This is a genomic window from Limosilactobacillus gastricus PS3, assembly GCF_000247775.1.
GTDB lineage: Bacteria > Bacillota > Bacilli > Lactobacillales > Lactobacillaceae > Limosilactobacillus > Limosilactobacillus gastricus_A.
This window is the reverse complement of record NZ_AICN01000036.1, coordinates 15,885-36,116: the sequence shown is the minus strand read 5'-3', so window position 1 is coordinate 36,116 and position 20,232 is coordinate 15,885. Positions and strand designations below refer to the sequence as shown.

Here is a 20,232-nt window from a genome sequence, read left to right as displayed (position 1 = left end):
TTTCTTTAATTGCTTCTAAGAGGGAGAAAGTTTATTTCCAAATTGATTGGCAAAGAGCTTCTGCTAATAAAGAAATTGTGAGGTTCGATTCCTTACGTACTCGTTGCTATTAAACCATTAAGTCGCCTAATTAAGGTGGCTTTTTCTTTTTGTAAAAAATCGGAGGGGTATTATGCGCAAAGCAACTAAACACATGATTATTGAAATCTTAAAAGATTATCCACGATTAGATCAGTATATTCGTGATCGTGAAGCGGACTTACGTCATCCGGTAACAATTAGAGATGATAACGTTGGCGGCAGTAAGGGTACCCGAACCAACGCTGAAGAAAATAGACGATTGAATATGATTGTGACAATCTCTGAAGACGAGCGCCTAAATGCATTGAAACGTGAGAAAAAAGCCGTGGACAATTGTCTAGATGATTGTGGTAAGGTCACCGAACATATTATTAGTGAATTGTATTTTAGAAAGAATCCACATTCAATTGAATACATGTGTGAAGCGCAAGAGATCCCAGTAAGTCAAGCTAAAGCGTACCGTCTTCGGCAAGACTTTTTTGAGGATTTAGCTCGAGAATTGGGAATTTTCAGTATGTAGCTGTAGTCGCTGCATTAATTTGTAAATTTAAAGTACTAGCCTTAAATCCATAATGAAAAGAGCCAGGTAATGAGTTAACATTGCCCGGCTCTTATGAACTTTTCAAAAATATAGTGACCACAACTAATTAGGACATTAGTTCATCATATTTCCTAATTGCTATAGATCAAGAGTTAAATCATATTCTTTTGTGTTATTGTCATTACTGTCCGCTGGGAAAATCTTCCCCTTCCAGCGGAGCCCTTTAGTGAAATTATCAAGAGAATCATTGCTATCAAAGATATAATATAGCGACCCATCTGTTGTTACACCAGAATTAATGTCACCGGTAAAACTACTACTACCAACGGATGCAGCTTCAGCTTGTTTTCCATTAACTGATAAGGTTGAGATGCTTAATAATGGATTAACATCTTTTTTAGCTGCTATTGAAAGATCAAAGACAACAATAGTATTTCCTGATTCGTTAGAGTAACTAATTTTTTGGCTAGTTGCCAACCGATATAGGGTGACCTTTTTAACAGTTAAGTCAGCATAATCAGCCCAGGATGAGTCAGTATTATTAACGTTATAGGTTTTCTTTTCTGTATACTTATATGACTTTCCTCCCAATGTTACCGAATTTCTAGCATCCGTTGTTTCGCCACTTTGTGTGGTCGTCATTGTTCCTGTAGTGACGGATGAGTCATGGATGGATTTACGTATTCCACGAATGCCAGTATAGGTAAATAGACCAATTAAAAGGGTAATGACGGCCAAAATGCTTATGATCCATGTCCATACTTTTTTGTTTTGAAACCATAGGTTATTGTTCATTTCAATACCTCCATACTAACGATTAGATTGCTGCTATCATTGCTGCAATTGTAGAGACGATTCCGATACAAATTCCCCAAACCACACTAATCAAAGCACCAAATCCGGCAGATTTAGCATTATTAGGCTGAGAGGTTCGCCAAACCAGGAAAAGAATTAGCCCAACTAATGGGATAAAAAAGCCTAGCACAGCCCACCAAGGATTTCCTGAATCGTTAGTAGATGAGGATTCGTATTCTGAAGGATGCGATCGTGAAGACGGAATTGCATCATATTTGGCACCATTTCCTTTTGAGTGATCAGGATCTTTATCATTTAGTACCAAGATGTAACCACAGTTTGAACATACATTGTCACCCTCATTGAGTAGAGTGCCACAATTAGGACAATATTTCATAATATATTACCTCCTCATACTTTTGAATGTGTCAAATGTTCTATAAGTAAATATATCAGAAAATTAATTTTCATGATAGGTAAATTGAAAGATTTAAGTTAGGGTTGTTAAGACCAGACGAAAAGATGAATATCAGATCATTAAATCTTGCTCTTTTCCATAATGAGTGTAGTATGTATGTACAATATACTTAAATAATTAACTGGAGGAACACGAAATGACCGTTAAATTACGTACTGTAGCAACATCAAGGGTACTCACTGTACCTGCATATTTAAAGACAACAGCAAAGGAATACCATGTATTTACTACGAAAGAGGGAGTAATTATGTATATTCCCGCAACTAGAAAAGAAAAAGATACAGTAAAGTTTCTCAAAGAACACGGCTTTGAATTGCCATTATATAATTTTTGATTTTGCAACGCTGGAAATAGGTCATGAGAATAGGCATGGTAAGGAAAATTATATTGTTCATTATTGAAATGATAATTATAAGTTTGCCTATGGTGCAGTGGGAATTAAACAGATCTAATTATGATTATTTGAATATGGCTAATGAAGTAATTCAAACTAATAAGCGTGATCTCAACATCACTCATGACTACAATCGACCAGACGCTTTAATTTATAAGGGCAGTGATGGCTTGTATTACGTGGAATTGTACCAATCTGAATCAATTGTTTATAGAAAGGCGAAGAATGATAGACATTGGCAAATGATCAATCCGTATGGTTCTGATCGCCAGTTAATTTATCGCCAACTTCAACATCAGAACATAGTTTGGCATCAGAAAGGTACAAGTATACGGAACTGATAAACTTAATGAATATGGAATTTTTAGAAAATAACGCGAAAAATAATTTAGGATAAATTCACCTAATCTTCTTATATGTGTTATGCTTAAATTGCGATATGTTGACTGATAGTTCCCAACATATTTGCAAAATTTATAAAGGAGATTAGGTTATGTTAACTAAGACAAATTCCCATTGGTCTAAGTTTATGATGTGGGGATTAGCTTTAGTTGCTCTTTCTGGTGCTTCTCTGGCTGTCACAAATACTGCAAAGGCAGATGTGAATGATAATGGTCAGTCTACAGCAACTAGTTTGTCGACTAGTAATGTTCAGAGTACGATTAATGAAAATGAACAGCAGAATGATCAGATTCATCCTTCTAACTCTATTAGTCAGAAGGATGAATTCGTAAAAGAAGATCAACTGTCAACTAGTGCTACAACCAATACAGAAGAGCAGCCTCGAGCACCGACGAAATCAGATGAAGACCAGCTGGATAGAATGCTATCTGAATCTAAGGTTACCGCTTCTAGAGGATCCCTAGTTGACGTTAATGTTACTAATGCTAAAGTATCAACTAAGGAGATTTCTGGAGGAGGAACAACTGAATTTTCTTTTGATTTTTCAGTTCCCGATTCAGCGAAAGACGGGGATTCGACTGTTATCTCACTCCCTGATAAGCTAGATTTCACTCGTGATCAATCATTTAATGTGTATGCTCCAGATGGGTCTACGGTGGTCGCAAATGCGATTATTAATAAGACAGCAAGAACATTAACCATGACATACACTAACTATGTCGATACACATAATGATATTTCTGGCCATATTAACATGCAAGTAATGGCTAATACGAGTAAGGTAAAGAGGGATACAACTCTTCCTGCAACCATTTTAGTAAATGAAAAAACTATTACGATTGATAGTGATGGTATTAAGTATAAAATCGGTAAAGACGATGCCAATATTGATTTCTACAAATATGGGTGGGTTGATTATGACAAAAATGAAATTAATTATCGTATTGTCATAAATACAACTAATTCTCATCGTGCTAATGTTGTGATTAAAGATGTTCTTCGTTCTGTTGGAGTGGATTATGAGAAAGACAGCATTTCAATTACAACAGGGAAATGGCTTATAAGTTCGGACAACTATTGGACAATGCCCAATTATAAAGATGTGACTGATAAATATAGTCTAGTATTTAATGGATCATCTTTTTCAGTTAACTTAGGTAATATTACTCAAGGCTTTGCTATTAGATACAAAGTAAAACCATCATACAAATTAGTTAATGGAGAACAGATAAAAAATTCTTCGAGTTACTCATCTAATAATCATAGAATAGTTGATTACAGTAATACTGTGTATTATCAAGAGGCTAATGGAACAGCAAACGGATATAACTATAGTTTGTCAATTCTAAAAACGGATGAATCTGGTAACCCATTGGCTGGCGCTACTTTTAATGTGGTTCGTCAGTCAACTGGAGAGATTGTAGGAACTATCACAACAGATTCTACTGGTAAGGGCACTATTTACGGATTGCTGCGTGACAATTATGAATTGAAGGAAACTTCTGCTCCTGAAGGATATCAATTGGCAGATACTGTGGTTGTAACACCAAAGGACTTTAATTCGCAAGGGGCAACTGCAAAAGTAGTTGATAAGCTTGCAAAGACATCTGTTGCAGGGACGAAGGCCTGGAATGATAATAATAATCAAGACGGGATTCGACCAGGAGCCATCACGGTAAACCTCTTGGCAGACGGGACACAAGTTGCCTCCAAGACGGTAACGGCCAGTGATAACTGGAAGTACAGTTTTGACAACTTGCCAGAATACGCCAACGGGAAGAAGATTACTTATACGGTAAGTGAAGCGGCCGTGGATGGATACACAACAGAGATCAGTGGTTATGACATTATTAATACACATATCCCAGTAATTCCTGAAACTCCACAGACTCCAAACGGTGGAAATCAGAATACTCCAAAGTATGTACAAGAAAATAATGTTAATAATGATACTAATAGGTTGCCCCAAACGGGGAATGCTTCATCTGTAGAGATGATAGTACTTGGCCTGTTGGCTCTTTTGGTAACCTTTAGCTTAGTATTCATAGTTTTACACTATTAATATAAGGGCCAAATGTGGAAGGCGGATGATGAATCCGCCTTTTTGTTATGCTTATTTTTAATGGACGCCATACCTGATAGCAAAAACTGATAAAAAATTGATAAAAGCCGGATGTATTATCATGGTATATTGATACCGTGGAGATATGGCATTAAGAGAAACTAAATATCTTTATGTAATATCCCCGTATTTCGGAAGGTAATAATAGCTTGAGAAGAAAATATGAGACAAATAATAATAAATTCTATAAAAGTGACCAATGGCGTACAGTTCGTGAGTTAGTGTTGCATCGAGATGCATACATATGTCAAAAATGTAAGAGACAAGGAAGAATTACGCCAGCAACAATTGTTCATCACATAATTCCGGTTAGATATGATAGTAAGAAAGCTTTAGAACTAGATAATCTCGAAACGATTTGTGCCTCATGTCATAATGCAGAACATACAGAACGGGCTATGTCGTTACGTGCCAAACGAATGAAGCAAACATTGTCTCGTCGTCCGGATATGATCCGAATCAAACGTAATGAAGAAATCTGGTAGATGGTCTAGGTGCAGCCTGCAAATTATATGGATAATGGGATGGGTGGGGAGCTACATTGATTTTTGCACTCGAAAGAATACCCCCCCTACCTTTAAAAACGGAGTTATGAAAATGTCGTGGGAGCGGTGATGAGCCTTCCTGTATAAAAAAACCGATTTTGGAATCAAAAAAATTACGAAATCTGGGTACTAAAAAAGGCCTCCTTATCGGGAGGCCTAGTTTGATTTCTTTTCACGATTATTATCGACCTGGCTTTTATGAAAGTCAACTAAAAATTTAAATTTTTTCGAGAAAGGGGTGACGAGAATTGCCACAGACAGCGAAAAATGCACTTTTGCGAGTGGTAAATGGCTATACAGAGGATCCTGGGAAATTGGGCCGACGCGAAATTGAACGACGGAAGCGGAATGAAGATAAGTTGAAAATTTCAGCTGGTAACATGGAACCTCCAGCCTGGTTGTCCATGGGTGCAAAAAAAGAGTTTAAACGAATTGTGGGGCTTTTTGGTGAGACCGAACTCCTGACCGAAGCCGATACTAACACTTTAGCTCAATATTGCGACCTACTGGGCGAATATAAGGCTTGTAACAACCGTTTAAAGAAGTATGGACGATCTCAAGATGGCCGAACCAATCCAGACATCAAGCTGAAGCTGTCAATCAGTCAAGCTATGCAGCGTCTGGTTAAGGATTTGGGGTTATCACCTGCCGCTCGTGCTTCTTTAGCAATCAATATGAGGGAAGAGGCTACTGATGACGACGACTTCTAATCCACTGGAGATGGATTATGCTGGGATTGTTGAATGGGCTAAATCTTACATTAAAAACGAGAAGGAGCAAGCTCATATCCTGGATAATCCATCTCCAGTTTTGCTAACTACCTATTACGCTCAAGCAGTGGTAGAAGGATCCGTGATGGCTAGTAAATGGGTTAAATTAGCCTGTGAACGTCACTTAAAAGACCTCGAAAAGTCTAAGAATGATCCAGACTATCCTTGGGCCTTCGACGAAGAGAAAGCTCATCGGCCGATCCGATTCATCGAAAAGAAATGTAAACCATCAAAAGGTGATTATGATCACTTGGTTTTGCAACCATGGCAGCATTTCTTTGTTGGCAATATTTTTGGGTGGGTCAATCGTGAGGCTGGATATCGTCGATATCGTGAAGCTTTGGTATTTCTAGGACGAAAAAACGGTAAAGTTATCTCGCCGTTTTAAAACCGACCAAAATCGGTGGAAACCTGTTTTTCAGAAGACACCGAGGTAAGCAATCAGATTGCGAAAGGCTGATTGTCACCGTAACGCGTACGAGATGAATAAATATAATTCTCGCAAGAGTGGCTGGCATCCTTTGACGGATGAAAATGTACGCTAAACTGAGTTGGAATTGACCAACTGATGAAAATGAGGGCGACCTCCAGAGCATGAGATAAAAAGCTCATGGTTAAGAACAATGAAGACAACTTTAGAGTCAGGTATAGCCGACTATATGTGTGGTTTTGACGGCGAAAATGGGCCAAACGTCTATTTTTTAGCTAATTCACAAAAACAAGCGTCGATTCTTTATGAAGAAGCGCGCAATATGATTACCAAATCGCCTTATCTAGCCGAAAGGTTCACACCAAACCGGTCTGAAATCCGTTGTGGTAATAACAATGGTAAGATTGTAGCCATGTCAGCTGAAAAGAATAATAAAGATGGTGAAAATCTGCATTTCGGAGTGTTCGATGAAATTCACGAATATGAAGATTATTCGCTGATTAACGTTATGAAAAGGTCACGGGGAACGCGTAAACAGCCGTTAATTGTGTATATTACGACGGCTGGTTATGTATTAGATGGCCCGTTAATCGACTTTATCGATCAGGGACATGATACCTTGACCAACTATGATGACAACGTTAATGAACAAACCTTCTACTTTCTTGCATCACTTGATGATGAAAAAGAAATTGATGATCCAAGAAATTGGGTGAAAGCCAATCCCAACATTGGCTTAATGGATATTGTCAATCTGATCATGGATTTTAAAAAGGACCGCCGATCGCCTCGTGAATATGCGGATTGGGTTACAAAACAGTTCAATATTTTTGCTGATACCAGTGAAATGAGTTTTATTGATCCAGAAACGCTAGCAAAAAACAATGGTCATTATGAAATTCAAGATCTTTACGATCGTGATTGCGTTGGCGGTTATGACTTATCAGATACAGAGGATTTCACCTCCGCTTGCCTTGAATTTCCGCTTGATGATGGTGGGGTATTCGTTCTGGAACACTCTTGGATCCCGGAAAAACGCTATGAACGAGATAAAAATCCAGAACGAATCAAGATGTGGGAGAAAAATGGCGAGATAACGATCATTCCAGGTAGTTATGTTGATCACTCCTATGTCTTGGATTGGTTTAAAGAGCAATCTGAATACTTTAATATCGTCCAGATTAACTATGATCCGGCTAAAGCTTTGATGCTTAATCGGAAATTAGAAGAGTACGGATTTATCACTAAAATTGTTCGACAAGGTTTCCGGACACTGGGTGGGCCAATGCAAAACTTTAAAGAATTACTGTTGGACGGCAAAGTGGTATTTAACGAACAATCAATGTTCAAGTGGTATCTGAACAACATTCAATTGGTAACCGACCGAAATGATAACTGGATGCCGACAAAATCCAGTAAAAATCGTAAGATTGATGGCTTCGCGGCCGCGTTAGACGCTCACGTCTCAGTGATCGATATGTTGGTCGAACCAACTTATGATTATGGAGATGATGATTCCAGTATGTTTATCAGCTTTAACTAGATTAGCCGGAAAGGGGGTGAATAGATGGGTTTTTGGCAAAGCGTAGGCAAATTTTTCAAAATTGGACAAGGTCCAAATAGTCCAAGCACTTCCTTAACGGGACCAGGATCAGTCTTGGGAGGAATGGGGACGATTGGCAATACAGGTCATTTACAAATGATGATGCGTAATGAAGAAGTGTTCAGCGTTATTACCAGGTTAGCCAACACGCTCGCTAGCCTGCCAGTTCATGAATATAAACAGTATGAAGAAGTCACTGACCAGATTAGCGATCTACTTAGGAATGAAGCTAATCCGTCAATGACTTCTTTTCAGTTGTTTTCACAACTTGAAACTTCAAGAAATCTTGATGGGAATGCATATGCCTTCATTGAGCGAGATGCCAAAGGTCAACCAATTGGCTTGTATCCAATTCGACCAAGTAGTGTGATAGTGATGCGAAATATTGATGATGATTCGATTTGGTATCGGGTATCGTCCGATGACATGAATTTTACCGTGTACAACACGGAAATTATTCATATTAAGCATATTTCGCCATTACGCGAAGTTTTAGGAGTCTCGCCACTTGATGTTTTACGTGGAACTTTGCGATTTGATGATTCGGTGCGTGATTTCTCATTATCTGAGATGGATAAAAAAGAATCAGTACATTATAAAGTACGACCGAAATGTCAGTCCTGAGAAGCGGCAAGCTATGATCAATGATTTTGTGAAAATGATAAAAGAAAATGGCGGTGCTGTTGTCCAAGAAAAAGGTTTTGAATATGAGCGATTCCAATCAAACTTCCAATCAAGTGATCTGACGTCATCATATGGAATTACAAAGACGAAGATCGCAAATGCATTTAATATCCCCATTTCCTTCCTGAATGATACTGGAGGGAAGTCAACAAGGACTGTTGAACAAGAGATGACAGAGTTTGTTCAAATGACTTTATTGCCGATTGTTAAACAGTACGAGTCCGAAATTAATCGAAAATTATTGACGTTGGATCAGCGGCAGGCAGGATGTTATTTTAAATTTAATCTTAATGGGCTTCTGCGGGGTGATACGGCTGCTAGAACTAATTTCTATCAAATGATGATTAGGAATGGAATTGCAACACCAAATGATTTGCGTAAATTGGAAGAGTTACCGCCTTCTAGCGAACCAAATGCGGATGTCCTTCATATCACTGGTGATCTTTATCCGTTGAGTTTGACAGCTGAAGAGCGAAATCCAACTGCATCGACAACATTATCAGCGAAAGGAGGTGAGAATGAGGATGACGAAGAAAGTGACAACAATGCCAAAGTGGCTGACAATCAAACAACTAACTGATAAGCAGGCCGATATGTTTATTGGTGGGGAAATTGTTACGGATGAATGGGACGACTCGGATACATCTGCCTCTGGTTTTCGAGATGCGTTACAGTCGGTTGGTGACGTCAAGACTATTAATTTACATATTAATAGTCCCGGCGGATCAGTCTTCGAAGGCATTGCAATCTATAATATGTTAAAGCAACACCAGGCCACTATTAACGTTTATGTTGATGGCTTAGCAGCATCAATTGCTAGTGTGGTTGCCATGGCCGGTAATAGGATCTATATGCCTCAAAATGCGATGTTGATGATTCACAATCCATGGACTATGGCGGTTGGTAACGCAACTGAACTGAGAAAGCAAGCGGATGATTTAGACCAAATTGCCAAGTCTAGCATTACTACCTATCTTTCTAAGGCGGGCGATAAGCTGGATGAAGAGACATTGAAGCAAATGATGGACGAAGAAACTTGGTTAACTGCAGAGGAAGCTTTGGAATACGGTCTAGCGGATAATGTGATGGAGCCTAATAAAATGGCTGCTTCAATTAGTGATAAATATAAGGCTCGTTATCATAATGTCCCTGACCAATTAATTATGAATTCATCAGAAAAAGTTGATAAACGAAAAAACGGCTTAACTGACGATCAACGCCAAACGTTAATTGAAGAGACACTCAATCGACGTGAATTAGTAACTACTCAATTAAAGCAATTACAAGGAGAACAATAATATGAACTTTTATCAAATGAAACGTAATGCTATGAACATTGGTGATGAATTACAACAAGCCAATGAAAAATTAAACGATATGTTAAATAATCCTCAAATTTCAACTGAGGATATTACTGCTCAACAAAAGGTAGTTGACACTGTTCAACAACGTTTTAAAATCGCTAATGCACAATTGGCAAAGGAGGAAGCTAAGCAAAAGGACAATTTGGTTAAGGAAAGCAACCAAATGGATCCACAAGAAAAGCGCAAGAGTGCCTTTGCTGAATTAGTTCGGAAGACGATGGCTAAGGAATCGGTACCTGCTTCTATCTACCAAGCACTAGGGGATAATGATAGTACTGGTGGGAACAAGTTCCTTCCAAAAACGGTTTCTACGAACATTATCACGGGCCCTCAAGAACATAATCCACTTCGTGATATTTCCACGGTTACTCAAATTACTAATTTGGAAATTCCACGGTTATCATTCACGCTGGATGATGATGGTTTTATTCAAGATGGTGACACCGCTAAGGAAATCCAAGCTAAAGGTGATACCGTTCAATTTACGCGGAATAAATTTAAGGTTAAGGTTGGCCTTTCTGAAACCGTGTTATTAGGATCCGATGCCAATTTGGCTGCCTATGTTGAAAATGAATTAACTAATGGGGTAACTCGTAAGGAACGGAATGTCGCTTTTGCGGAATCACCTGCTAAGGAAAATGAAAAGCATATGTCGTTCTATGATGCATCTGTTGGAATCAAGAGTGTGAGCGGATCGGACTTATATGATGCTATCACTAATGCTGTTGCTGACTTACATGAAGATTATCGTGAAAATGCCACAATCGTTATGGCTTACAAGGATTATCTGAAGATTATTAAGACATTAGCAAATGGCTCAACCACGCTTTATGGTGCTCAACCTGAAGCGGTATTGGGGAAACCTGTTGTTTTCACAGATGCAGCCACAACGCCAGTAGTTGGGGACTTCTCATATAGTCAATACAACTACGATATTAATACCATTTATGATGAAGACAAGGATGTTGACACTGGTATTGAAAAGTTCGTTCTTACTGCATGGTTTGATCACCAAATCAAATTGTCTAGTGCTTTCCGGCTTGCAAAGGTAACGCCGGGAAAATAGACTCCCCGTCGGGTAGCGGATCGACAACCTCAGCAACTAGTCAACCGCAACCCAACGTAAGCGGGGATTCATCATTCAATCCTAGTGGCGATGTAAAGCCTACCGATGCAAATACTGTACAAGAAATTAAAGCTTACCTTGATGCTCATAGTATTAGTTACCAATCAAACGCAACTAAGAGTGATTTGTTGGCTTTGGTTGGATAGAAGTAGGTGAGTCCATTGTCAATTAAAGATCTTCAAACGACGGTTTCAGACAATTTTTTATCGATGGTAAAGCAGTCACTTCGAATTGAAATGACAGCAGATGATCAATTGCTTAAAACCCTGATTAAGGCGGCTCGTACGGATGTAATGGGACAAATTGGCGAACAGATTGATGCCTTTTATGATGATAATGAGACTTTCAATACTTTAGTTATCATGGAAACGGGGCATCTCTATGCGCATCGCGAAGCTGTTTCGAATACACAATATTATGAAGTGCCAATGGCAGTATCTTATTTGATTAACTCTATGAAAGATGAGTATCGCTATCAACTTGAACAACAGATGAAAGGAGAAAGCGTAAATGGTCAAAAATCTCAATCCAGCTCGAATGCAGATCATGCTTGAGTTTGGAAAGGAAGTACAAAACGGCAAGAGGAATCCTAATACTGGAAAAGCCATGAAGAGCTACACCACTAAATTTACAAAATGGGCCGGGCAATATACTTTGACACAATCACAAGCGATCACATTAGCTGGACAGAGTATTAGAGACGCAATCGTTTTCTTCATTCGTCATGATTTAAAAGTCACAAGCGATTATCTGATTAAGTGGGGGGATCAAATCTATAAGATTGATTCCATTGCTTATGATGATGGACTGCCACCAGATGGGTTTGACTTGATTACCTGTCATATGGAGGTGAGTCATGACTGACGGTGGAGAAATTCTTAGTAACGGCTTAGACAAATTTTTGTCTGAGCATATTAATGGATTGACAATTAAGAATAGAAAAAAGAATCAATAAAGCAGGAGCGGATGTTTATATGAAGAACATGCGCTCTTTTCTTGATCAACACAGGTCAAGTAATAACTATATCAGTGGTCAGGAACATTTAGCGGAAACATTAACATCAAGTAATGATCAGTCTAATGGTCAAGTTGATGTTGGGTTTTCGGCTAAAGGTAAGAAGGCATATGTTGCTCGTTTACTTAATGATGGCTGGGAGTCGAAAAATCAGCATGGAGGTCCTTATGGACGAGTTCAACCACCTGAATGGCACGACTTCTTTACTAATGTTGGTGAAGAAAGTAGCAAAGAGATGGAGCGAGAGATGACGAAGAAGGCTCGTAAGATCTTCAGCCCGAACGGGGGTGGCGATTAATGACACCAACCGCTTATATCGTCGGTATGTTAACTGACAATGCAGAGTCATTAGGAATTGAAGAGAGTAACATCTGTGCTTTTATGATTGATGACGATCTTATTGATCATGGAAAGCCTATTGTCGTGGTTTCTGAAAATGCTGCTGGATCACATGATTATGGAAACAATAATATTCTAGGAACTTTACGTAGAATCCAGATTGAGTTCTACTATCCTAGAGATTTTGATGGTGATATGGAATTGATAGAGTCTAGGGTTAAAGGGCTCCTACATGATAACAATATTCGATGTTATTCTGATGCTGGGCACATCCTGGCTCCAGATAATCTTAATATTACCAACACTTTACACTTTAACTATATGAAATATGAAAGGAATTAAATCTAATGGCAAATATCGGTTTAAAACGAATTTATGTTTGGCTGGTTGGATCTGACAATAAGGTACTTACCGGCACTAATGGATTATCAGATGATGGTGTATATGTAGTTGATACGGATGCAAATAAGGGGAACTTGGGTCTTAAGACAGCTAATATTACCGGTTTGTCTGGTACTGTCACCAAGATTGCTGGAAATAATGTGGTTGTCGCCGTGTCTAATCCACCTTCCGCCCCATCAGTGGCAATTGATGCAAACGCGATTAACTTCACTATTAAGCAGAGGTTATTGGGACGAGTAGAAACTAGCGTGAAGGGGGCCTATGTTGATGGGGAAACCATTCCTAAGGCAGGACTAATCATTGAATCTTCTAGTCCAACGACCGGGAAGTCAGTCTTCTATGGATTTGGGATTGGCCAATTTACCGAAGCAAGTCAAAACGTTCAAACGAACACTGATACTGCAGAACAACGTGACGATGATAACTTAACGTTCACTGCACTAGGATGCCCACACTTTCCTAATGAATCACCAGTTATTTTTGGGAATGCGGCTGAAAATGGGTTTACTAAGAATGCCTTCTTCGATCTGGTAGCTCCTGGTCAAACATTAGTAAGTGCTTCCCAAGATAAAACTCCTGGTAATGTAAGTGCTTCTGCATCAGCGCTTAGTGGGGCCACGACCACTTTGGCAGGTGGGGGGACTACGCATCCAGATACAGGGTCTGGAAATACCCACTAGCAATTCTAAATGAGTACCAAATTAATGTAGTCCGAAAGCGACGAACAGAGAAAAATATAAATGTGAGACTTTAAAAAGAAAGGAAATCAAATTATGTCAAAAAGTGTAACTTTTACAGCAGGAGCAGCAGCATTTGGTCGGGAAATTAAAGTAATCGATTCTTTCAAAACTATTAAAAAGTTGAATGAAGGTGTGGGCTCGCTGTTTAAAAAGATGGAAGAATATGAACAAAAGCAAGCCGAACAAGGCAAGTCAGTATACCTCACTGATTATGAAACAATTATTAGTGAATGTGTTATGGCGGAAACCGCAAACTTATTAAGCCTCACCACGAAGAAAGAAAAGGAAGAATTAGAAAATATCTCTTATAGTGAAATCTTTAATTTCTACAGTAAGGTTGTTAATGACTTCTTGGATATGCAAATTCCAACTATGAGTGTATTGTCAGGTGCAATGAACTCAATGGCTGAATCGGCTTCAGAAGATGAAGATACCCCTTTAGAAGAAGAAGCCAAATAATTGCTGATTTAGAAAATATGAATGAGGATATAGATTATATGGCCCAGCAGGTGCTGTATAACTTTGGTGTGATGCCAACTCAATTCTACGAGACCTCAATGAGTGATTATGTTGCGGCTCAAAGAGCTAAGGCGCCAAAGGATCGACCAATTGATCCGTTGCTACTTGCACAAAGTGCTGGATTAGCCTAAATAATTTTTGAAGAAAGGAGGGGAATAATGTCTGCGATCGATGGATATACATTTCAAGTCAATTTGAGTGATCGAGGAGTTACTACAACTCTAAGAACTATTCAGGCTGAAGCCAAAGCAATGAAGACGGCGATGAAAGCCAACTTTGATGCACTGGCCCAAGGCGGACAAACCTTAGCAGCTTATAATTATAAAGTTCAACAATCTGAACGAATTATAGGCACTTACTCTGCGGCAATTCAAAAATTAAAGCAGAAGAATGATGAGTTAAACCAAACGCGTGATAAGAATGGCCAATTATCTGAAGCTGATGCGAGAGCATATGCTAATAATGCTCGTAAAATTGAGTCATATAATGCCCAATTGAATAAATTGCGGTCTGAAATGGCAAATGCACAACGAGCTAGTGCCACTTATGTTGCGGGAATTAAAGAAGCACGAGAAGCGACGGATAGTCTTAATCGAGTAAGCAGAAGCTATGCTGAAATTACTAAGGTTAACGGTAATTCATATCGTTCACAAGTTGGTAACATTAAATTGTTACAAGCGCAAAAAAAGGAACTAATTAATCAATTCAATTTAGAAATCCAAAGTGGTAATTCATTAGTTAACTATATTCATAAACAGCAAATTGAATATAATCAAACAGTAGTGAGACTACAGCACCTTAATACTGCTCGGAAACAAGCAAAAGCGGCTCTATCTGACGAAGTTGCGGCTAATGGAAGTGCCAGTTCGAGGGCTAAGGACCTACGAAATTCATATAATCGTCTTTCATCAGAAATTGCCTCACTCAGTACTAAGCAAGGCCAATTAACTAATGACATTCGTAAGAGCACAAAGGTCCTTGGAGATCAAGCTTCAAAGGCTAACACAACTAAGGCGCGATTAGCAGAGGTAACTACAGAGTTAAAGCGGGTTAACCCTGGTGGATTCACGCGCGTTAATGCGACCTTAAATACGGTTAACCGACGATTGGCGGAATCAACAAAAAACGTCCGAGCATGGGCAAGCAATGCTAAGGCGGGAATCATTTCAGTCACAGCCGCTGGAGTGGGGCTCACTGCTGCCGTTAGTGGTTCCGTAAAGATGGCTGCAAATCTTCAACAACGGTACACTGAAATCAATAACTTGGCAGTTACTGGTGGTGAAAAGCAGACTGAGGTTACTAAAAAAGTTGCCGAGATGCAAAACCAAGCAAGGGACATTTCGCTAAAGTATGGGGAAAGTCAGCAAACGATCGCTGATGGGTATGAAACGTTAGTTAAGCGTGGTTATACTACAAAGCAAGCAATTGGATCAATGACCCCAATTATTCAAGCGGCCCGGGCTTCTGGTGATAGCTTTGATGATACGATTAAGGTCACTACTTCGACGCTTGAATCGTTTGGTATGAAGTCTGATGATGTTAGTGAACAAATGAAGAATACCGCTAAGGTTGCCAATGAGTTAGCAATGGCAGCGGATGCAACGTCCACATCATTTAAAGACATCGGGGATGCCATGACCTATGCTGGCTCGACCGCTAGTGCATCAGGGATTACTCTGCACGAAACAGCGGCCGCGCTAGGTGTCCTGTCCAATAATGGGTTGGAATCCACCCAAGCTGGTACGGGTTTACAACGGATCGTTTCTCGATTGGCAGCGCCCACTTCCACGGGAATTGAAACATTAAATAAATATAATCTTGCAATTGATGAATTCAAGGATAAATCTGGTAAGCTGATACCACTTCAGGACATCTTCAAAAAGTTAAATGATGCTATTCCAAAATCTGAACGGTTGGAAGCTTTTAACAAGATTTTTGGTCAAACTGGTCAAAATTCGGCGATTATACTGTCTGACAATCTGAAAGCGCTTGAAGAAGTTGACAATAAGGTTAAGAAAGCCTACAAGGACAACTACGTTGAGAAGCTTGCAAAGAAGAATATGCAAACGACCAAAATGCAATTGGATATTCTGAAACGTCAATTTGAAGCGTTAGGAATTAATATTGGTTCGGTCTTGCTTCCGCAAGTGAATAAAGTAGCGGATGCAATTAGCAAATGGGCAAGCTCGTCCTCTGGCAAATCTCAAGTAGGACAACTGACTAAAGATATTAAGGGGATTGGCTCGGTAATTGCTGATAATGCTGGCTCGATTCTTGAATTTCTTGGTGGTTTTGCTTCTGGATTGATGGCTGTTGGAGACGTTGTAGGTACCGGTGTTAAATGGATGGCCAGCGCAGTCTCTTTCATTAGTAAAGTGACTGGACTGGGAAAAGCTAAGGATGCACCTAAAATAATCGGTGGAATTGCGGGAGCGTTGGTCGGGATTACTGCTGTCTTTAAGATTGGACACGGACTACTATCAGGAGTTAGGTCTGTTGCCAAAGACATTCATGGTGTCTTTAAGAAAGACAAAACTCCACTGACCGAAAATAATAGGCTTCTGCAAAAATTCATTGACTTGCAGCAAACCTCATTAGGGCTTAGTGAACAACAAGCACAGAAAAGTGGAATATATTCTTCAGATCAGATTGGTAAGGAGAATGCTACTTTACCAGCTTCAACGACCTCAAAGTCTACCAAATCAGATTCTAAGAAAACTAACCCTGTTGCTGGCATTGAACAAGCTGCTACACAGCGAACAATGGTAGTACAACCGACTCAACATGAAAAAGCAACCACAAGTACGATTGAAGAGTCAGTGGCTAAGGGGACAAGTAAAGCCCAAATTGCGGAATCAGGCGTGAAGGCTGGGGGCAAATGGCGAAGGGGATTTAAAAAGGGCCTTTCGTGGATAACTTTACTTGATCCAACCGGTTTGTCCGCAATTGGTTTAGATATTTTCGGCGGGCTTGGCTCTAAGATGGCTGGTGCCTTTAAGAAAGGGTTTGGCAAAATTGGCCTAACCAAGCTATTTACCACACCAGGCTCCTCTGGCCTTAAATCGTTCATGAAGTCAACTGGGGCTAAAGCAGCTGGTTGGCTTGGAATTGGCCTTAACGTTGCTATGGCAGGTGTTGACATCTTTAAGGCAATTACTAAAAAGAAAGATCGGGCTAAAAATGTTGGAAAGGGGATAGGAGCCTTAATTGGCACCGGAATTGGTGCTTATTTTGGTGGCCCAGCTGGAGCTGCAATTAGCGGCCAAATCGGAAGGCTAATTGGTGGCTATGCCGGATCCCATTTTGGCAAAGCATTTAGCAAGTTTAAACTTAGTGCCAAAGATCTACTTAAGGGAGATTGGAGTGGTGCTGCTAAAGCATCACTGGAGGGCTTCAATGAAGTCTTCAAACTGTATAATCCGTTATTGGCCGCGTTTGAACTGAGCGTTAAGCCTGGAGCTTCTAAGTTCAAACAAGGATTTATTCAGGCCATGCAAGGAGATTGGAGCGGTGCTTTTAAGAGCTGGCAGAAAGGTGCTCAAAAATCAGTTGATAGTTGGGTTAAAACCGCTAAAGATACTTGGCAAAAGGCGTCCAACTTCTTTTCTGGAAAAGGTTGGAAGACTAATAGCCAAGCTAAGAGTTCATCTAAGGATGATGACGATGATTCTAAGACCAAGACAACGAAGAAAACGGTTAAATCGCTTGGTGGGAATCATTATTCAAAGACAGATATTGCTAATGTAAAGTCAATGAACTCGGCCATTAAAGCTTATACTGGGTCATTGAAGAAGTTGAAGGATGCCATCAAGAAGGATGATCCAACCAAGCAACTTAATGGGATGAATAATCGGCTTTCCAAATCTATTGATAAGTGGAAAAAGCTTTCATCACCAATTAAGGATATTGCTAAAGCTTTTGATACATTTAAAACATCCATTAAGGATGTTGAAAAATCAACGAAGAATCTTACTGGTAAAAATGGTGTTAATGTTCTAAATTCAGGGCTTAAGAGCCTTCAGAATAATATGAAAAACACTAAGTTAGGCTACTATTTCAAGAAATTAGCAAAGGATATTAAAAAATCCAAGATAAACATTGAATTAGGTGCCTTAGATAAAGCAGTAAATGATTCGGTTAAGGGCTGGAAGAAACTGTCATCCCCAATGCGAAGCGTTAGTCGGAGCTTTAATGTTACCCAGAAGGCCGTAAAAAGTCTTACTACTGGTAAAAATAGTTTTGCCTCTTTACGATCAGCAATAAAGAAGCTAGAACGTGATTCTCGGAAGAGCAAATGGGGCCAACTGTTAGCATCACAAGCTAAAATTGCCTTTAGTGCGATTGCTAGCACTGACTCCAAGGGTTTAACCAAGGCTTTTAAAGGCCTGATGTCTGTGATGACATCACAATTAAGGGACTTTGGTCGGGCATTTACGAAAAACTGGAAGAACAATTGGAATAAATTAGATAAACCAATTACGAACGGGATGAAAAAGGTCCGTTCAACTATTAAGGGTGAACTTTCTGATCTTGGAAAAATTGCAACAAACTTTGAGGGCGATTTCTTAGATGATTGGAGAGATTGGGTTTCTGATATTGACCAATCATTCAAAGATGGATTTAACAAACTGCCTAAGTATGCTGAAAGTTCAATGAATAAGATCATTGATAAGCTAAACAATGGGATTAAGGGTATTAATTCCGTTATTAGTGATTTTGGCGGGGACAAGAAACTGACCACTATCAGGTACGCTAATGGGACTCAAGGAGGTCATCCAGGTGGACACATGATCGTCAATGATAGTGTTCGACCTAGCTGGAAAGAATTAGTTAAATTCCCTGGTCAGCCTTGGACAATGTTTAATAGTCGTAACGTGCTGATCCCTAATGCACCTGCTGGAACGCAGGTATTAAGCGGTGAACAAACAAAGCAGGTTATGAATGAAGCTGGCATATATCATTATGCTGATGGGTCTCTATCTGAAAAGGAACAAGATATTATTTCCCAGGCCTTTATTAGTAATCCGAAGAAGGCCGCTAAAGGATTGATGCTTAAATATACCAATTGGGATTCAAACATCGATGTTGTTGCTAAGTTAGGTAAAGCTTCGGCGATTGCTTTTTCCCAAGGTATTGCTAACGTATTGAAGGATTTATTGGGGATCATTAAAGAGCCAATTAATGGTGATTGGACTCCAGTTATTAAATCGGCTTTCCATTATCTGCACAAAACTGCAGAAGCGTATAAGGTTCAGAAGCTTTTGCGCCAAATCAAGACAGAATCCAATGGTAATGAAAAGATTACTCAACACATCTCAGATGTAAATTCAAGGAATGGTAATCCGGCCAAGGGATTATTGCAATTTATTCCACAAACCTTTTCAACGTGGGCAGTGTCAGGTCATACCAATATTTGGTCAGGATTTGATCAAATACTTGCAGCGATTAACGCATTGGATCACGGTGGTGAAGGCGGATGGAGCAATGTTGGGAATGGACATGGTTGGGCTAATGGTGGTCGTGTCCAATATCATGGGATGTACGAAGTTGCTGAAGGAAATCTTCCAGAATACATTATTCCTATGGATATGAACAAACGCCCACGGGCTTACCAATTATTAGGCGAAATGACGGCTCAAATGGCTCAAGAGGATGGATGGAAATTTAAAGAGTTTAGTAGAACATCTTCTGACAAAAATCCTCAAACGGCGGGGATTGTTAACCGCTTAGATCAAATTTTAAATGTTTTGGCCTCAATTGCTGGATTAGCAGGCGAGCAAATTCAAGCTATTAAGGATCAAGGAGTTTTTGATTCGGATGCATTTAATCGAAAACAGGCCAGAAATATACGAATGAAACAATTCGGTTTGTAAAGGACGAAG

Annotated in this window: 21 protein-coding genes; 19 read left to right on the top strand and 2 right to left on the bottom strand. The window is 39.5% G+C overall.

Annotated features, from left to right (window positions below):
- Positions 1–172 precede the first annotated feature (172 nt).
- Positions 173–601: a hypothetical protein gene (locus PS3_RS04555; RefSeq protein WP_040468155.1), complete on the top strand. Its 429-nt coding sequence runs from the start codon at positions 173–175 to the stop codon at positions 599–601.
- Between the two features lie 159 nt (positions 602–760).
- On the opposite strand, the gene PS3_RS04550 is transcribed toward PS3_RS04555, so the two are convergent.
- Together PS3_RS04550 and PS3_RS10105 are read right to left on the bottom strand one after the other, a co-directional pair.
- On the bottom strand, positions 761–1,417 hold the full coding sequence (locus tag PS3_RS04550; protein ID WP_040468153.1) for a hypothetical protein: 657 nt from the start codon (positions 1,415–1,417) through the stop codon (positions 761–763).
- Between the two features lie 22 nt (positions 1,418–1,439).
- Positions 1,440–1,814 (bottom strand): zinc ribbon domain-containing protein, encoded by a 375-nt coding sequence (locus PS3_RS10105; RefSeq protein WP_081478390.1) that lies wholly within the window; start codon positions 1,812–1,814, stop codon positions 1,440–1,442.
- Between the two features lie 217 nt (positions 1,815–2,031).
- Between PS3_RS10105 and PS3_RS04540 the strand changes: the two genes are divergently transcribed.
- The 18 genes from PS3_RS04540 (at position 2,032) to PS3_RS09830 (ending at position 20,223) form a co-directional block, all read left to right on the top strand.
- Entirely contained in the window at positions 2,032–2,229 is a 198-nt protein-coding gene (locus PS3_RS04540; RefSeq protein WP_040468151.1) for a hypothetical protein, read from the top strand.
- Between the two features lie 553 nt (positions 2,230–2,782).
- The gene (locus PS3_RS10455) at positions 2,783–4,753 is read left to right on the top strand and encodes a Cna B-type domain-containing protein (protein WP_176662253.1); all 1,971 of its coding nucleotides are present in this window, start codon (positions 2,783–2,785) and stop codon (positions 4,751–4,753) included.
- Positions 4,754–5,034: 281 nt separating this feature from the next.
- A complete protein-coding gene (locus tag PS3_RS10100; RefSeq protein ID WP_235719985.1) occupies positions 5,035–5,298 on the top strand; it encodes an HNH endonuclease signature motif containing protein in 264 nt (87 codons plus the stop codon).
- A gap of 308 nt (positions 5,299–5,606) precedes the next feature.
- Positions 5,607–6,068, top strand: a complete 462-nt coding sequence (locus PS3_RS04520; protein ID WP_040468148.1) for a phage terminase small subunit P27 family — start codon at positions 5,607–5,609, stop codon at positions 6,066–6,068.
- The gene (locus PS3_RS04515) at positions 6,052–6,516 is read left to right on the top strand and encodes a terminase large subunit domain-containing protein (protein ID WP_040468146.1); all 465 of its coding nucleotides are present in this window, start codon (positions 6,052–6,054) and stop codon (positions 6,514–6,516) included. Before PS3_RS04520 ends, PS3_RS04515 begins: the two co-directional genes overlap by 17 nt.
- Positions 6,517–6,751: 235 nt before the next feature.
- Complete coding sequence (locus tag PS3_RS04510) at positions 6,752–8,101, top strand: terminase large subunit (protein WP_040468145.1); 1,350 nt, start codon at positions 6,752–6,754, stop codon at positions 8,099–8,101.
- A gap of 24 nt (positions 8,102–8,125) precedes the next feature.
- Positions 8,126–8,785: a phage portal protein gene (locus PS3_RS10770; RefSeq protein ID WP_050950837.1), complete on the top strand. Its 660-nt coding sequence runs from the start codon at positions 8,126–8,128 to the stop codon at positions 8,783–8,785.
- A gap of 13 nt (positions 8,786–8,798) precedes the next feature.
- Entirely contained in the window at positions 8,799–9,425 is a 627-nt protein-coding gene (locus PS3_RS10765) for a phage portal protein (RefSeq protein WP_050950836.1), read from the top strand.
- A complete protein-coding gene (locus tag PS3_RS04500) occupies positions 9,370–10,143 on the top strand; it encodes a head maturation protease, ClpP-related (RefSeq protein ID WP_100207287.1) in 774 nt (257 codons plus the stop codon). The genes PS3_RS10765 and PS3_RS04500 overlap by 56 nt, the downstream gene beginning before the upstream one ends.
- A 1-nt stretch (position 10,144) precedes the next feature.
- Entirely contained in the window at positions 10,145–11,275 is a 1,131-nt protein-coding gene (locus PS3_RS04495; RefSeq protein ID WP_007122184.1) for a phage major capsid protein, read from the top strand.
- A 221-nt stretch (positions 11,276–11,496) separates the two neighbouring features.
- A complete protein-coding gene (locus PS3_RS04490) occupies positions 11,497–11,889 on the top strand; it encodes a head-tail connector protein (protein ID WP_050950835.1) in 393 nt (130 codons plus the stop codon).
- Positions 11,846–12,199 (top strand): phage head closure protein, encoded by a 354-nt coding sequence (locus PS3_RS04485; RefSeq protein WP_040468141.1) that lies wholly within the window; start codon positions 11,846–11,848, stop codon positions 12,197–12,199. The genes PS3_RS04490 and PS3_RS04485 overlap by 44 nt, the downstream gene beginning before the upstream one ends.
- A 110-nt stretch (positions 12,200–12,309) precedes the next feature.
- Positions 12,310–12,648, top strand: a complete 339-nt coding sequence (locus PS3_RS04480) for a hypothetical protein (RefSeq protein WP_040468139.1) — start codon at positions 12,310–12,312, stop codon at positions 12,646–12,648.
- Positions 12,648–13,031 (top strand): DUF806 family protein, encoded by a 384-nt coding sequence (locus tag PS3_RS04475; RefSeq protein ID WP_040468138.1) that lies wholly within the window; start codon positions 12,648–12,650, stop codon positions 13,029–13,031. The genes PS3_RS04480 and PS3_RS04475 overlap by 1 nt, the downstream gene beginning before the upstream one ends.
- A gap of 5 nt (positions 13,032–13,036) precedes the next feature.
- Positions 13,037–13,771 (top strand): phage tail protein, encoded by a 735-nt coding sequence (locus PS3_RS04470; RefSeq protein WP_007122183.1) that lies wholly within the window; start codon positions 13,037–13,039, stop codon positions 13,769–13,771.
- A gap of 93 nt (positions 13,772–13,864) precedes the next feature.
- On the top strand, positions 13,865–14,290 hold the full coding sequence (locus PS3_RS04465) for a hypothetical protein (RefSeq protein ID WP_040468137.1): 426 nt from the start codon (positions 13,865–13,867) through the stop codon (positions 14,288–14,290).
- 38 nt (positions 14,291–14,328) lie between these two features.
- Complete coding sequence (locus PS3_RS10450; RefSeq protein WP_176662252.1) at positions 14,329–14,481, top strand: hypothetical protein; 153 nt, start codon at positions 14,329–14,331, stop codon at positions 14,479–14,481.
- 27 nt (positions 14,482–14,508) lie between these two features.
- Entirely contained in the window at positions 14,509–20,223 is a 5,715-nt protein-coding gene (locus PS3_RS09830; RefSeq protein ID WP_050950834.1) for a phage tail tape measure protein, read from the top strand.
- Positions 20,224–20,232: the final 9 nt, after the last annotated feature.